11 protein-coding genes are annotated in these 16,894 nt (G+C 37.0%); 4 read left to right on the top strand and 7 right to left on the bottom strand.

What is annotated here, in order from left to right; all coding sequences use genetic code 11:
• Positions 1-583 precede the first annotated feature (583 nt).
• Positions 584-925, bottom strand: coding sequence for a hypothetical protein (locus ACOVQ4_RS03540; RefSeq protein WP_421819275.1), 342 nt, complete (start codon positions 923-925; stop codon positions 584-586).
• Positions 903-1,151: a hypothetical protein gene (locus tag ACOVQ4_RS03545; RefSeq protein WP_421819276.1), complete on the bottom strand. Its 249-nt coding sequence runs from the start codon at positions 1,149-1,151 to the stop codon at positions 903-905. Before ACOVQ4_RS03545 ends, ACOVQ4_RS03540 begins: the two co-directional genes overlap by 23 nt.
• Positions 1,152-1,332: 181 nt before the next feature.
• Here ACOVQ4_RS03545 and ACOVQ4_RS03550 point away from each other — a divergent pair, with 181 nt between their 5' ends.
• On the top strand, positions 1,333-5,262 hold the full coding sequence (locus tag ACOVQ4_RS03550) for a M12 family metallo-peptidase (RefSeq protein ID WP_421819277.1): 3,930 nt from the start codon (positions 1,333-1,335) through the stop codon (positions 5,260-5,262).
• Positions 5,263-6,272: 1,010 nt separating this feature from the next.
• On the opposite strand, the gene ACOVQ4_RS03555 is transcribed toward ACOVQ4_RS03550, so the two are convergent.
• Together ACOVQ4_RS03555 and ACOVQ4_RS03560 are read right to left on the bottom strand one after the other, a co-directional pair.
• A complete protein-coding gene (locus ACOVQ4_RS03555) occupies positions 6,273-6,701 on the bottom strand; it encodes a MarR family winged helix-turn-helix transcriptional regulator (protein WP_421819278.1) in 429 nt (142 codons plus the stop codon).
• A gap of 1 nt (position 6,702) precedes the next feature.
• The gene (locus ACOVQ4_RS03560) at positions 6,703-7,182 is read right to left on the bottom strand and encodes a glutathione peroxidase (protein WP_421819279.1); all 480 of its coding nucleotides are present in this window, start codon (positions 7,180-7,182) and stop codon (positions 6,703-6,705) included.
• A gap of 770 nt (positions 7,183-7,952) precedes the next feature.
• Here ACOVQ4_RS03560 and ACOVQ4_RS03565 point away from each other — a divergent pair.
• From ACOVQ4_RS03565 to ACOVQ4_RS03575, 3 genes are all read left to right on the top strand, one after another.
• The gene (locus tag ACOVQ4_RS03565) at positions 7,953-8,549 is read left to right on the top strand and encodes a redoxin domain-containing protein (protein ID WP_421819280.1); all 597 of its coding nucleotides are present in this window, start codon (positions 7,953-7,955) and stop codon (positions 8,547-8,549) included.
• Between the two features lie 234 nt (positions 8,550-8,783).
• The gene (locus tag ACOVQ4_RS03570) at positions 8,784-9,659 is read left to right on the top strand and encodes a sulfite exporter TauE/SafE family protein (protein WP_421819281.1); all 876 of its coding nucleotides are present in this window, start codon (positions 8,784-8,786) and stop codon (positions 9,657-9,659) included.
• 409 nt (positions 9,660-10,068) lie between these two features.
• Positions 10,069-12,633 (top strand): TonB-dependent receptor, encoded by a 2,565-nt coding sequence (locus ACOVQ4_RS03575; RefSeq protein WP_421819282.1) that lies wholly within the window; start codon positions 10,069-10,071, stop codon positions 12,631-12,633.
• Between the two features lie 154 nt (positions 12,634-12,787).
• Here the strand turns inward: ACOVQ4_RS03575 and ACOVQ4_RS03580 are convergent, their stop codons facing one another.
• The 3 genes from ACOVQ4_RS03580 to ACOVQ4_RS03590 form a co-directional block, all read right to left on the bottom strand.
• On the bottom strand, positions 12,788-14,065 hold the full coding sequence (locus ACOVQ4_RS03580; RefSeq protein ID WP_421819283.1) for a sensor histidine kinase: 1,278 nt from the start codon (positions 14,063-14,065) through the stop codon (positions 12,788-12,790).
• A 190-nt stretch (positions 14,066-14,255) separates the two neighbouring features.
• Positions 14,256-15,626: a sigma-54-dependent transcriptional regulator gene (locus ACOVQ4_RS03585; protein WP_421819284.1), complete on the bottom strand. Its 1,371-nt coding sequence runs from the start codon at positions 15,624-15,626 to the stop codon at positions 14,256-14,258.
• A gap of 104 nt (positions 15,627-15,730) precedes the next feature.
• A complete protein-coding gene (locus tag ACOVQ4_RS03590) occupies positions 15,731-16,882 on the bottom strand; it encodes an ABC transporter permease (RefSeq protein ID WP_421819285.1) in 1,152 nt (383 codons plus the stop codon).
• Positions 16,883-16,894: the final 12 nt, after the last annotated feature.

Below are 16,894 nucleotides of genomic sequence, written 5' to 3' on the forward strand. Positions count from 1 at the left end.
TGTTTTTATTTAGAGTTAAGTAGTAAGAAAGATTAAACTCATAGTATATCTGAGGCCTGATCACTGGACAAAATTGTTTTATGCGGGTTTAGGTTTAATTTTAATAGTGTTATAGTTTTCAAGGCACCATTCTAGAAAAAGTACCAATTGTTGACAATGTTTAGAAATGAGGCTATATCCCTTTCTAAAAATAGATTCATATTTGGTATTAGCTATTTGTCTGACAGTGATTTTTTTGAAATTTTTGAGTCCCTCACTGACACATAAAACATAACAGGCAATAACAATGCAAAATATTAATCGAATCTTTTTCTTGTCTTTGAAAGCTATCATTTCTACATTAAACCCATTGCTTTTGAGGCACTTAAACCGCACGGGCGACCCCGATGAACTCAATTTGCCATCTGAGTTTATAGATGGCAAGAATTTTTTGTTTTTTCAGAGGCAAATTTGTGATAAGAATAATTAAAGAATCATCCTGTTTTTCAGGTGTTTGATTCCTCGTATCAATCATTCTTAAGGTTTGATTTCCTAGCGTGAGTGTTTGTTCAACAAGTTTACCTTTTCTGGCTTTCTTAAGCAGTTATGCATAAGACTTACCTTGATTTTGAAGGTCTAATTTATAATCTGTTTCTGAGATTCGAATGACAAAGTTAAGCTCAAATTGTTCTATTAAGTCATTAAACCATTGACGACCTATGTACTCTCGGTCTGCTATTAAAGTCATCCCTTTTAAGGGATATAAGCAGTTTGCCATGAGAAGCAAACGCTTACGTTCCAAGTGGTCAGAACATCCTTTTTTAGCTAAATTTATAAAGAAAATAGGAATGCTAATGCCTTGATAAACAATACTTAATGTCAAAAAGTGAAACTTGGTTTTTCCAAACTCCCAAGATGTACCTTCAAGTAGTAAATACTTCGACATCTTGCGCTTGTTTGTCTAAGGTCGAAACCAATTGTTGTATTACCGTTTTAAGAATCATTTTCCAAAGCTGATGCTTGCAAAATAGAGCATCAAAAAAACGAGTTAAGCGACGATAATGAGAATTGGCTAAGGTTTGATTTTTATCCGCAATCACACCAACTTGATTTTTAAGTTTGTTGAGATTAACATTTTCCTTAACAATAATTCTACAGATGATAATAAACAAAGTTTTTAACAATGTTTGTTGGCTTTTGAGCAAATCAGTCTTAAATTTGTCCAAAAGCAACAACTAAAAGTTGTTGTTGGGTTTTCACACATTCATAACAACTTTTTTCTCGCTTTTATTCTTTTTGTCCAGTAATCAGACCTACCTTTTAATTTAGCCCAAACAATTTATTTTTTACACTATGAAAAAAACTCTACTCCTCTTAGTAGGAATTATCATTGCATGGAATGGTATTTGCCAAACTAGTTCTCCAAATCAACCTAAACAATTTGCTTCTTGCGGAACTAACGAGTCCAAGATTTCACCCGAAAACCTCTCAATTATTCAGAATGCACAAAAGTACTTAGCCCAAAAACGCGCTAGCAGGCAAGTAGCAACAGTAGGGAGAATTGCTAGAATTGCGGTGGAGATTGACTATCCGACCTACCAACTTTTCAATGGAGATACCAATCTGATTAAAAGAGAAACTTATTTGCAATTCAACCAAGTTTCTAAAGTTTTTGAACGTGAAACGAATATTCGACTGGTCGTTACATGTTTTAGTTTTAGAAAAAGCCCAAGCGAGGATCCCTATTATAATCTGAGCAATATTTTTGATTTGTTCGATAAACAAATTAGTATTTGGGAAGATCCAAGTCCAACTTCAAGTGTCTATAAGTTTAAGGATCAGTACGATAAGGTTGTGTATATGCCCGTAAAGCCATTTTATGGAGCAGGAGGCGTGGCCTTGTTGGGAGGTAATGAATGTTTGACACCTTGGGGATTAGCCAATTTGACAATAGCTGCTCATGAAATAGGCCATATTTTTGGATCACCACATACGCAAAGTTGTACTTGGCCAGGTGGCCCTATCGATCACTGCTACCCTTCGGAGGGAGGTTGTTACGAAAAATCTTTGGAGACGATCCGAGGCTCAATCATGAGCTATTGCCAAAGCAAAGACGAATTTCACCCACTATGTCGGGCAGTGATGGAGCAACATGCAACTAAATTTCTTACGGAAATGTCGATTGACATATCTCCCGTTTCTTTAATGAGTGCATACACCATCAAAACGTCTCCATTTATACATTGGCAACCCTCCATCTTCGCAGAATATTATGTGAGTCAGGTAGCTTCTGATCCTGACTTTACTCAAATACTTAGTCAGGATACGACCAAAAGTCCCTATGTGCAGCTGACTAATTTAGCGCCACAAAGTACTCTATACTTTAGAGTAATGGCGATGAACTCTTTAGCCAAAGCGAGTTGGAGTAATACTGCAGTGCTTAGTATTTCAGCCAATAGTGTGTTGCCTCCAAGCACAAAGAATATTCCGTTTTATTGGACTTCTATCTTTTCTGACAAAGAGCTTACTCTCAATGTACAATCGAGTCCTAATGCCATTTCCTATGATGTACAGATTGCTGGTTATTACAATCCGAATTTTGACTACAGTTCCAATATTTCATTTACCGGGAATCAGGCTAAATTTTTCCCGTCTGTTTATGAGTCACGAGCTGTTTGGAGAATCAGAGCAAGGAGTAATAATGAAGTCAGTGAATGGTCAGATAAAAAGGTGATGTTTTTTGGCAATACCGGTTATAGTCCCGATTTAAGCCAATTATATAATCCCACTGCTACCCGAGTGGTTACTGCAATTGATGTTGCCACTTCTGGAGCCTCGAACGTAAAGCTTAGCATTGCAAAAGTCTCGAACCCTTCAGTTAAAGTGTTTGAGCAAGTAAGACCACCCGTGGAGATTCATGATATCACAAAAACCTTTAAGGTTCCTAATTTGGAAAACAATCAAGACTATATAAGTACTTACGAGTTATTCCGAGAGCAAGAAAATGCCTTACTACTATATCCTAGCGGAACACTGTTATCGTTAAAAGCTCCGTTTAAAAACCTGAATTCCACCATCGATACAGCCAGAATCAAATATCAAGGAAACCTGACGGTTCCAGATATGTTAAATACTTCTGTAAGTGGGTATATAGCAGGTGATTATATTGGATATTCATCAATGGGTGGCTTTGTTTCTTTTAATACACTCAATGGTACGAAGACAGCCTTGAATCATAAAAATACAGATGGAGCCTTAGGAGCAGGAGTGACGTCTTCTTATAGTTTGAATAGCAAAAATCAACTAGGTATACTCACAAACCTCGCTAAGATTATCGGTTACTCTGGCGTTTTTCCAAAAGCTACCTTTGCCCTAAATATTCTTGATGTACCTACTGGTAAGCTAATTAGTTCTACGATTCTGAACAAAGACACTGAAATAGCGCCGCAGTACGTAGATATTGAAAACAACTACCTTATTGCGTCTGATTCATATGGTTTGAAGCTCTATTCTTTCGAAGGAGAGAAGCTGACGCCTAAGGTCTCACTTGACTTTGGAAATAATGGCACTCAAGGTACTTATGTTGTGAACAAGGATTTTCTATGGCAGTATCTTTACAATTTTTCAGAAAATAAAATTTATACTAAAAAATTCTCTATTCAAGATGGCACAAGTAGAACTTATGGTGAAAATGATTTACCTGAAATAAATAGTTCTTATCTAAGTCATTTTATTGATTCTAAAAATAGATACTGGGCCACTAACGTAAAAGGAATTATCATGTTTGATAATGGCAAATGGACGGCCTACAGAAAATACACCAATAATTTAATATCGCCTAGTCAAATTGCTGAAGGACCTGATGGCACCATTTATGCTTACGATGAAAATCGTATCTTAAAATTTGAAAACAATACGTGGCAGGTTTTTGCAAATATTAACCTTGTAGACTACTATATGCAAAAAATGTTTGTAGACAAAAAGGAGTTGATTTGGTTTGTTTTTGATGGGTATGTGATTAGATATAACCCTTGTACCAAAACCATGAGTGCTCCGATTTTTGATACTGCAAGTACTGAAATTGAGTACGGGCAAGATATTTCGCTCAAAGTGCAAGGCTGTTCTCAAGTGCAATGGAACTGGAGTTCGGCTAAAGACTCAAGCACTGCTATTTCTGCAAAAAATGAGCTTTTGGTCAGTCCTAAGTCAAACACGCTGTATGTGGCAAAATGTGAAAATGAGGGTTGCTTGAGTGCTGCCTCACAAACAAAGGTAACGGTTATTCCAGTGTTGCGATTAGATAGTTTGTCCAAAATATGCCGTTTTCAGCCTATTAAAGCCTATGGCCGTATTTTCGGAGATATTGCTGACAGCACTAGCTTTTCGCATATTGTTCGTTCAAATGGTAAAGAATATATCCTAAAGGCTAGTACACAAAAACTCAATAATCAAACGGTTTGGCAGTCTGAGTCCAATGCTATTGGAGCAGGGGCTTTTAGCCTAAACATTGATGCTGGTAAAACCAAAATTGCAGTGAAGGATACCTTATCTGGCGTTATTAATGCTTTGCCAACGGTAGACCTGACCGCAGCAGCTGTTTGTGCTGGAGATACCCTTCGGTTCATTGCTTCCGGTGCAAAGTCCTATAATTATTACTTTAACCAAAAGGTGTATGCGAATGCTTCCGAAAAATTGGAACTTCCAAATGCTTTGTCAACCCTAAATCAGCTTTCGGTTCGGGTACTAGGAACAGATTCGAACGGTTGTACAAACCTAGACTCTGCCAGAGTAAATGTCAAAGCGCTTCCAGTCGTTACCGCCGAAGCGCCTACTCAGGTGTACCAAAATCAAACTATCACGCTCAAAGCCGCTGGTGCTATGGTGTATTCGTGGACTGGTCCTACAGGATTTACCGCCAGTACGCAAAACGCAAATATTTTAGCTGTTGATACCAAATATTCAGGGATTTATTCAGTGAAAGGTACTGACCAAGAAGGCTGTTCTAATACTGCTAAGGTAACAGTTGCGGTGCTAATTCCACTGGGAATTGATGAAGGACTCAACGGACAGGTAAGTATCTATCCAAACCCAACGAACGATAAAATTACGGTGAAAGTGAACGCCACTGGCAATAACGATATCAAGCTGATTGATAGTTTTGGTAATGAGAGATATTCTGGTTCTTTCAAAAATAGTATAGAAATAAATGTTCAGCATTTTAGCCCAGGTGTGTATTTTGTACAACTTAATAACATTATATCTGTAAAAGTATTAGTTCAATAAGCAACATAATGCATTCTAGAAAGCATCGAAATATTGTATTTCGATGCTTTTTTATTAACAATTCAATAGATAATTTACCCAATTTTTGTGAGAGACAAATCTCTAGATTAATAGCAATCAAAGGGAAAACCTTTAATCTTCATGCTCTAATTTGTGAAAAAAGTCGTTTTACTAATTTAATTCAACTGTAAAGAATGGAACAAGTCAGCTAACAGTTAGCTTACTTCGAGTAGACAGAATGACGAGTGTTGGTGGCTCCAACGAACATTCCTCTTGAATTTACCGCCTAATTATAACCAAAGTTGTGATATCCCCTCAGTCATTGCTTTGAATGATAAGCGGGAAGTGTCGCTCAAAAGGAGACCACATTTTATTTGACAGACAGAATCAATCTCAATTTGTCATTATGTATCCAGAGGATGTATACAACGATGGGATTCTTAGTGTAATGACTTAGGATGTTGGGACTATGCCGTCGAAAAGCAAAGCAATGATGTAACGTTTATCAGCCATTTGACAGATGTGTTACTCAAATAAACCCTCGATTTCGGGTACAATTTTCGTCTTATCCTTTTTCTGAATTAAATAGATGAAATGTAGGTGCATTTTTCTATACCTTTTTTCAAAATACCATTTATTAGAAAATATTGACTTAAAGGTACAAATGTATGAATCTTCACGAATTTAGTGATTTGGGGTTGAGTTCAATTTGATGCTCTCAGATATACAATGCTTTTCGTATCAAGCCAAGTGTGCCATGACATAAAACTACCAAATTCGCAACATTCCGAATTTTGATGGTCGAATAATTGTAGTAGTTCTTTTTAACCTAAAAGGCGAGCGAAATTAGTTTTTCGACCGCCTCTCAGGTTAACCAAATTCAAAATGACACCTCTTCGCACACAAAGCTTTTAGCTACAATCATTACATCTATACGGCTCGAGTACCAATGTTAAAATAATCACTCATTCGCTCAATCCATACATTAGAGGTAAGTCATTTTTTTTAGTTCAGCCTCTTATGAGCCTATATAATAAGGTATGTAACTGAATAGCCTCTTCCTTGGTAAGAGCTACCTGCTGCATCAGCCTGGAAGGAACCTGCTCCGCTTGGGCTTTTAGATGACTTCCTTTTTCGGTTAAGGATATACAAATACTTCGCTCATCCTGTTTAGAGCGAGTTCTGGTTAATAAACCTAACTCCTCCATTCGCTTAAGTAAAGGGGTTAAGGTATTGGACTGTAGGTATAATTTATGTGCAATGTCCGAAAGACTCAAATCATTTTTTTCCCAAAGTACCAACATAACCAGATATTGAGGATAGGTAAGACCCAATTCTTGTAGGATGGGCTGATAACACTGAGTAGTAAGCCGCGAAGCTGTATATAAAGGAAAGCAAAGCTGTCTTTCGAGCTTCAATACTTCTGATTCATCTGACATGCTATAATACTTTGCGAATATCGTCTTCAATAGCCTCTGGTTTAGTGACAGGTGCATAACGCTTTATCACTTTTCCGTTTTTGTCAACTAAAAACTTAGTGAAATTCCACTTGATACTACTCCCCAACAATCCTCCTTTTTTACTTTTGAGATATTTAAAAACGGGATGGGTATCAGCTCCATTCACATCACACTTGGCCATCAATTGAAATGTTACACCGTGATTCATTTGGCATACTTGCTCGATTGTATCGTTGGTCTCTGGTTCTTGTCCAGCAAATTGATTGCACGGAAAACCCAATACTACCAAACCTTGGTCTTTGTATTTTTGGTGTAGACTTTCCAATCCTTCAAATTGGGGAGTTAATCCACATTTCGTCGCTGTATTAACAATTAATACCGCCTTACCTTCAAACTCCGACATTGATATCTCTTTGCCAGCAGGGGTTTTCGCCGACAAATTATAGAATTCTTGTTTCATGATTTTAATTTTTTACAATTATATCGTATACGATACAAATATATAGCTTAAATTTTTATTACGTGAGTACTCAAAATAAAATTTAATTTTTGAGCTTTCGGATTTCAGCTTTGGGCATTCGGCAAAAGGTCTTTACAATTTCATAAAAAACTCTTTTTTTCTTTAGATTAATGCCTATTGTCTGAAAGCGGATACCTGAAAGCCTAAAATTCAAGTTGTTTGCTAGAAGAAACCGCAATAGGCAAAGAGTGTTAAAATAAGTAAGTAGGAAGACGTTATTAGTTAACAGTATACGGTTATTTGAAGATATGCAAGATCAAAAGGTCTAATTAATGGACAAAACAAGAAAGTGAGATTCAGGTATATAGCCTTTTTCACTGTTTTTATTTTTAATAGTTTTAAACTGTTTTAAATTGAGTCCAAGACTAAGTCTTGAACTTGAGAACTTAATTTTGTCCAGTAATCAGCTCAAAGGTAAAAATTGAGGGTAACCTTTTGATTATAATTATACTACAATAACTGATATACTGTTAACTAATAACATTTTCCTACTTATTATTTATTAATCAAACATGATTTTGTCCAAAGCCCACCGCTGAAAGCCGAACATTTCCTATATAAACCTAAAGGTTTTCTGCCTAATGCCTGCGGCTTACAGCCTATAGCCCAACACTTGTACGATTATTTAGTTTCAAAAAAATGTAGTATTTGCCTTCTGTATTCAAAAAAGAGGCTAAATTTGTCTATTATAACTATAGATTAAAAATACTATGATTCATCTTATTAAAACTCGTAAAGCACAATTCAACAAACTATTATCGAGTATTTCGGGCGCTGGAAAGCAATTTCCGCCAGTTGAGTTTTCCGCCAAACATGGGATTTGGAAGTTCGATATGCCACAGGAAAAAGATACAGTAACTATTGCTGACATAGCAAAAGACAAGCCTTTGTTGATTACTTACTTCGCGCCAGAATGGGGAGAGTATTCTACTCAGCAATTGTGGTTGTTACAAAAATCGGTACGACGGTTGACTGAACTAGGCGTAAAAATATTGACACTAACCAATATCAACAGAGAGCAAATAGAGGAACTCTGCCTTAGAGAAAAGCTAAAATTTTCTTTATATTTTGATGAAAATCAACACCTTGCTAAATCAATTGGAATTTTCTTTGAACAAACGCCTTGTACTCATTTTTATGCGGGTATCTCCGAAAATATACCCCTACCAGCAAGCTTTTTAGTATTACCTAATGGGCTTATTATTCATCACTTTATCGATATCGAACTAAAATCCTATCTATCTTATAAAGAAATCGAGGTTTTTGTGAACAATTACAAGAATTTTGAATTTTTTCACAAATATTAGTCTATAAAGTATATAGATTTAATATTTATATAATATTTTTGCACAACCAAACAGATTATATCAACTGACGCTGTAATAGGGTCCTTTGTTTGAACTAATGGTAGTCTATTTAATCAATCTAATGCAGCTAAGGGTGAAAGCGATGCTTTCACTCTTTCTTTCAGATTAAATGACTCATCACAATAAATAGTATTTATCTAAGTTTGTCTTTTTACACTAAAATTTAAGATAGTCGTGCAAAAAATTCTTTCGAGCCGAGCAATATGGTATATCGCGCCTACAATCTTACTGCTAGGCTGTTTGATAACCATGGTATATATCGGAAAAGTACATTTTTCGTGGGTTGCCATTTCAAATGGTTTCAATAGTGATTTTGCTTTTTACGTATTAGTTGGTTTGGGAGCTCAGCTAGTAGACGGAACTTTGGGAATGGCTTATGGCGTAACTTCCACCTCATTTTTACTGAGTTTGGGCGTGCCACCTGCGGTAAGTAGTACAAGTGTACACGTAGCCGAAATGTTTACGACGGGAGCTTCTGCTATTTCGCATTTTAAGTTTGGAAATATCAATAAAAAGTTATTTCGCAACTTATTAATCCCTGGTGTATTAGGCTCTATTACAGGTGCTTATCTTCTTGCTGATTTCATTGATGGAAATGTCATAAAACCATACATTTCTATTTACATGATTATTTTGGGAATTATCATTATCAGAAAAGCGCTTCAAAAAAATATTGTTAAACAACGTACCAAGCGTTTGGGATTGTTAGCTGTCTTCGGTGGCTTTATGGATTCTATTGGTGGTGGCGGTTGGGGACCAATCGTAACTTCATCGCTCTTGGGGCGAGGTCGCGACCCACGCTATACGATTGGTTCGGTAAACGCAGCCGAGTTTGCGGTTTCTTTTGCTAGTGGTATCACTTTCTTACTTTTTGAAGGCGTAAATTCTTGGCAGGTGGTATTGGGTTTGATTGTTGGGGGTACAATTGCCTCTCCACTAGGAGCAATTTTTGTTAACAAGGTAAAACGCAAACCTATGATGATTTTGGTTGGAACACTTGTGATTATCATCAGTTTAAGAACAATTATCAAAAGCTTTCATCTAATCTAAATTTAAACCTGCTGTAAGTTTTAGGCTATAAGCATTAAGCGAAAAAATGTCTATTTTGTCACTTTTGCTCTTTGAGCTTAAAGCATATTGCCTAAGGCATAAAACGGAGTAATTCAATTGCTTACTCCTTTTATTTTAGAACAAAAGTATACAAATTTTATATACTAAATAGACTTAAAAGTAAAATCCACGATGTCTCTTAAATCAAATTTATCATGCTCAAATGCTTGTTTATCAATTCATTTGAATCAAATAGAAAGGCAGTATTTATTTTGTTGAAGCATAAAAAAGACCAAGAGGCGGCAACCTCATTGGTCTAGTTCAACTAAAGTAATCTCTATCACAGGATTTTGACAGCGAGCTTGGAACCGAGCTGTCGAGATATTTTTTAATTAAACAGTTAAATTTAATGAAAAAACTTTTATTTGTCATTATCGCCGTGGTGGCGGTAAGTGTATCGCATATTGTATCTGCTCAAAACAAACCAATTATCAATGCTACAGTATCAGGCAAAATCGTAGATTCCAAAACGAATGAACCACTAGTTGGAGCGGCCGTTCAAATTAAAGGAACTACCAACGGCTCAACAACCGACGTAAACGGTGATTTCTCATTGATTACAGGTCAAAAACTTCCATTCTCAGTGATTATTTCCTTCGTAGGTTACTTAAAAAAAGAAGTAGTTATCACAGCAGATAAGGCCGAAATCAAATTAGATGAAGATGTAAGTCAATTAGCCGATGTAGTAGTATCTTCTCGTCGTCGACAAGAGGCCGTTCAAGATATTCCTATTCCTATCGCGGTAATCCGTGGTGCTACAGCAGAAGATGCAGGTGCATTTAACGTAAACCGTTTGAAGGAATTAGTACCAACAGTTCAACTTTATGCCTCAAATGCAAGAAATACAACATTGAATATCAGAGGATTAGGCTCAACTTTCGGTTTAACAAATGATGGTATTGACCCAGGTGTTGGTTTTTATGTAGATGGGGTATATTATGCACGTCCAGCAGCTACTGCCTTAGATTTTGTCGACATTGAGCGTGTTGAAGTTTTGCGTGGACCACAAGGAACCTTATTTGGCAAAAACACTACCGCAGGTGCATTCAATATTACTACTCGTGAAGCTAGCTTTACGCCAAGTGCAAGTTTTGAGTTGAGCTATGGTAACTATGGCTACATTCAAGCTAAAGGGTCTATTTCTGGACCAATCAATAAGCAATTGGCAGCTAGACTATCTTTTTCAGGTACACAAAGAGACGGTCTTCTTTACAATACAAAAACACAACAAAACATGAACGATATCAACAACTTAGGTACTAGAGGCCAGTTGTTATATACGCCTTCAGAAAAGGTAAAAATCACTTTGATTGGTGACTATACTGCTCAAAAACCTAACGGTTATGGCTGGCCTGTAGCTGGTGTTGTTACAACCAAACGTGCAGCCTATCGTCAATTCAACGCAATTATTGCAGATTTGAACTATAAATTACCTTATTCGAGTGCCTTTGAAAGAGTAGTAGATTTAGATACGCCTTCAAAAGCAGACAACAGTTTGGGTGGTGTATCTGCCAATGCAGATATTAAAATTGGGAATGGTACATTGACATCGACAACCGCTTGGCGTTTTTGGAAATGGACGCCTTTGAATGACCGTGATTATACAGGTTTACCAATTTTTACTATTTCTTCGGGTAATTCAGTACACGACCAATGGTCTCAAGAGTTACGTTATTCAGGAAAAGTTGCTGACAATTTGAGTGGTGTAATTGGGGTATTTGGTTTGTGGCAAGACTTGAAATCAGATCCTGTACAAACAGAAGAAGCTGGTTCGGCACAATGGCGTTTTGCTCAAAGCTCAACAAGTGCGCTTTGGAAAACACCAGGCTTATTTGATAACTTCGGTATTCGCACCACTAACCGTATTCAAAGCACAAGTTTGGCAGCATTTGCTCAAGTAGACTGGGCTGTAAATGACAAAATCCATGTATTGCCAGGTTTGCGCTATAACTATGATAAAAAAGTAGCCAACTACAAAAGAGAAACTTATGGTGGTTTGCAAACGACAGATGCTGCTTTGTTAGCCTTGAAAAATGCAGTGTATACCAACCAAGCTTTTGATACAGATGTAAGCGAAAGTAACATCTCAGGTCAATTGACATTACAATACAAAGCTTCAAAAAATATCAACGCTTACGGTACATACGCTATCAGCTACAAACCAGTAGGTATCAATATCGGTGGTTTGCCAACAGCCAACGGTCAAGTGCTACTTGATTTGGCAAAAGTAAAACCAGAAGGTGTAACTCACTATGAACTAGGCGTTAAGACTCGTCCCACCTCGAATTCTTTCTTAAACGTTGTGGTATTTAATGATGATATCAAGGATTATCAAACACAAGTACAAACACCAGAGCCAGGAGTAAACAGAGGCTACTTGGCTAATGCTGAAAAAGTTAGAGTAAGAGGCGTTGAGGTAGAAGGAAACGTAAGGTTAACACATTTTACCTTCAACGGCTCGATTGCTTATACGGATGGTAAATATGTGTCATTCAAAAATGCGCCAGTACCTTTAGAAGAAGTAGGCGGTACTCAAGCTTTCAAAGATGTATCGGGTGGGGAGCTTCCAGGTATTTCAAAATGGGCTGGTTCATTTGGTGCTGAGGCTACAACCAAAGGCGTATTTTTTGGATTGAAAGGTAACTATTTCGTAGCGGCTGACGTTTATTTCCGTTCGAAATTCTCTTCAAGCCCATCACCTTCTCAGTATTTGAACATTGAAGGGTATTCATTATTGAATGGTCGTTTAGGTTTCAGAGCATCAAACGGTATCTCTATTTATGTTTGGGGAAGAAACATCGCCAATACAGACTATTATGAACAATTATTAGCAGCCCCAGGAAGTGCAGGTCAATACGCTGGTATCCTCGGCGACCCTCGCACGTATGGTATTACAATGAGATACTCGTTCTAGGTATTTAGTGAATTAGTGAATTAGTGAATTAGTGAATAGTGAGTTAGTGAATTTTGAATTATTAACTAATGAAGACGCAAAGTATTGCGTTTCTACAAATAGGGAAAAATCATCATTCACCAATTCACAACTCACTAATTCGCTATTCACTGATTCACTCAATACTAAAGCACGTCCAGCCGTCTTCTTGGGTTTTTAGGGAGAATTGAAAATTATGATTTATTAAGATTTCACGACATAACATAAGTCCAATGCCTTGTCCATCAGGTTTATTACTAAAAAACGGTGTAAATAATAAATGAGCTTGTTCGTGCGGAATAGGTCTGCCATTATTTTTAATTTTTATTCCTTTTTCCAACAAAGTCACAATAATCTGATTACCAGACTCACAAGCCTCCATTGCATTTTTTATCACATTGATTAATACTTGTTCTATCTGTCCACGGTCAATCATCGCAAACTTTTCATTTTCTGGCTCCTCCAAAATCAAGTTTATTCCTTTCTCGCTTGCACGACTTTTCCAAAGTTCCACAATGTTTTCCAAGACTTCATTCAATGATTGCCTTTCAAGATGCGGTTGTGGCAAACGCACTACATCAGCAAACCTTCGCATAAACACACACAGTCGCTCGTTGCGGTCAGACGCCACCTCTAAGGCATGTAGCAAATGAGGTTCTTCAACCATTTGTTGCGCCACATTCAAAATCGAGTTTACTGCCCCTATCGAATTATTTACCTCGTGCGCCATCATCCTAATGACTTTCCCGTAGGCTTTCTTTTCTGTCGCCAAAATTTCAGAAGTAAGTTCTTCTATCATCAAAAAAGGTCTTGCAAAGCCTTTATCCATAAAAAAAGAACGCTGAATTTTGAAAGTAGATAAGCCATTTATCTGAACAGTTTTTGATTCTCCATCTTGTAAAGCTTGAAGTGCGTTTACAAGTGGATGAGCTAGGCCTGAAAGTGGTTGATGAAGAAATTGCCCCTCTGCAATACCAAATAATTCTTGGGCTTTAGGATTAATTTTTAATAAATTTTCATCAAAATCCAATACTAAAATTGCAATTGGAGAGGCTTGAATAAGTTTTTCTAGGAAAAAATGCTGTTCTGTCAACTGTATTCGTTCTGTTCTTAGCTGCACAATCATTTGATTATAAACTTCTATAAGCTGATCTAGCTCAGGCGTACCCGTTGGGCGTAGTTTGATAGAAAAATCTTGATCACGCATTGCCTCAGTTCCCATCAACAACAACTTAAAAGGTCGGTGAATAGCTTGGTAAAGTACAACAGAAATAAGTAAGGAAATGAGAATAAGTATTTCAGAAACAATAAAATACAATTTATTAGCAGACAAGACTTTGAAAGCCAACAGCATGATGATGGCATGCAAAAAGCCCAAGTAAAGCAGATATCTTATTCGTAAAGAAAGTCGCATTAATTAAGGGATTTGAATCGTTTATGCTATATTCAGAACTGTACGAAGATACTCTAACTATTGTGGATTGGGGATTTTTGATTTCGGGGAAAAAGTAAAATACCGTTATTTTTTTCAAAATATAAAAGTTTACACTTCCGAAATCATGGTTTTATAATCCTTCGTACAATCCTAATGCTAGATGCTTAAATTACTCTTCGGCATACGGAATACCAAATTTTTCTAACCTACGATATAAGGCAAACCGTGTAATTCCCAAGGCCCTAGCTACTCGACTAATATTATTTTGATGAAAAGACATAGCTTTTCGAATCATCAAAAGCTCCATTTCTTCTAAAGTCAATGTTCCTACTTCGGGAAGCGCACTTTGGGATGCGGAACTAACCTGTGTGACATTTTTCTGAAAATCATTGATTTCCAATTGGTCATTTGCACTTAACAAAATCGTTTTTTCAACCAGATTTTTCAACTGACGGATATTACCCGGCAATACCAATGTTTGTAACCATTGTAACGCTTTTGCTGAAATCTTAAGTTGTGGCCTTTCATAAATAACTTTCAAGTTATCAGCAAAATACATCGCCAAAGAAGCAATATCAGTAGGACGTTCTCGCAAAGCTGGTAGCTTAACAGAGATAAGATTGATACGGTAAAATAAATCTTCTCTGAAAGTACCTTGAGCAACCATTTCTTCCAAATTGCGATTGGTGGCACAAATCACCCGAACGTCGACGGTTTTGGATTTGCTACTTCCTAAAGGCTCAAAGGTTCTATCTTGTAATACCCGCAGCAATTTTACCTGACTTGATAAATCTAAATCTCCAATTTCATCTAAAAATAAAGTACCTCGATTAGCTAATTCAAAACGTCCAATTCTATCCGATTTGGCATCGGTAAAAGCACCACGCACGTGTCCAAAAAGTTCACTTTCAAACAGTGTGGCCGATATTCCTCCCAAATTCACCTTAACAAATGGTCTAATCCGTCGTTTGCTATTTTGATGAATTGCCTCAGCTATCAACTCTTTTCCTGTACCACTTTCACCAGTTATCAATACAGGGGCATCGGTTGGCGCTACTCTTCCGATGGTTTCAAGAATAGATAAAAGCTTGGAATCTTCGCCCACTATATGCCCAAAATCAAACTTTTGGTCTAATTTTTTTCGGGTAGAAATACTTTCCTTTTTTTCCTCCAAATCTAAAATCGTTCTGACAGATTGGAGCAAGTGATCGTTTTTCCAAGGCTTAGTCAAAAAGTCTTTTGCGCCTAATTTCATTCCCTCTACTGCCAAATTGATTGTTCCCCAGCCAGTTAACAAAATAATCAAAACCTCTGGAAATTCGGAGCGAAGCATTTGCAAAGCCTTCATACCTTCCTCGCCAGAGGTTTCGATAGAAAAATTTAGGTCAAGAATAACTAAAACAGGTTTAAAAGTAGGAATCAACTCCCTAGCCACAGCAGGAGAATCACAGGTTTTTACCTGAAATCCCGCCTGCTGTAGAAGGAGTTGTAAAGAGGTTTGAACAGCAAAATCGTCGTCGATGATGAGTATTTTATTCATTGAAAAGGTAAAAATTAGTATATAAGTTGTCAGGCATTAGGCAAAGAGTTTTAAATTATTTAGATATATTTTGCTTAAAGCCCACCGCTAATAGCCTATTGCTGTTACGATTCGTGTAAAACAATGGCTGGTTGAATTTTGGCGGCCTGACGACTTGGATAAAAAGCACAAATCGTGACTAATCCATAGATAATCACAATCGCCAAGATTATAGCCACCCAATACACTCCCGCCGCTAAATCAAAAACCTTCATAATCGGAAATTGCACCGCAAAGAGTAACCCAACCAGTATAGCAAAGGTAGCAATAACCCACATTTCGGCAACAAACTGCTTTTGAATATCTGCTTCGGTGGCACCCATTGCACGACGCACGCCAATTTCTTCGCGACGTTTGGCTATGTTTACTTTTAGTATTCCGAAAAGTCCCATAGCCACATTGAGCAACAAAAACCCTGCAATAATTGAAAATACAATCATTGGTACTAAGGCCAAATTATGTTGATTTTGTCGCTGGTCAGTCAGATAACTCACTTCCACAGTCCATCCTACCAGCATGTTACCGAGGTCTTTTACTAATTTTGCTTCAAAATTAGCATCGGTTCCAGACTTGAGCTTCATAACAAATTTTCCTTCTTCGGAGCGTGGCCACATAATTTGGAAGAAGGCAGGCTCATTTTTGGTAAACTCCCCTTTTGCTTTAAAATTATCGATTACGCCAACAACAATTTTATTATCATCTAGCGTTTTTCCGATAGGATTTTCAGTGCCAAAAAGTGCATCCATCGCTTTTTGATTAATCACAACGGGCTTATTTTTTGCCACAGAATCAGAAGATTGATACCAGCGTCCAGATTTCATTTTTATGTCGAAAACCTCATCAAAATTTTCATCCGTATAATAGATATCAGCTAAAGTACTAGTCTTTTTACGACTAATCGAGCTGTTCATTTGACTAAATGAAAAAGGTGAATTGGAGGACATACGACTTACTTTTTCTACTTCAGGATAGGTTCTTATCCTTTGTAAAACTTGAGCAAGCTTTTCTGCTGTTTGTATCGTATCTTGGTTACGAGACAAGTCTATTGCCCAAACTTGCTCATATTCAAAACCCAGTGATTCTCTGTAGTTATCAAGATTAAAAGTAACCAAGGACATTACCCCGAAAAGCACCATAAAAGATGCCCATATTTCGATAATCAAAAGGAGATGACTTCCTTTTCGATTCCATATTAGTTTAATTAAATGTTGTATCATGATGATTGAGTT

This window comes from Flectobacillus sp. (assembly GCF_049240685.1).
Taxonomy (GTDB): domain Bacteria; phylum Bacteroidota; class Bacteroidia; order Cytophagales; family Spirosomataceae; genus Flectobacillus.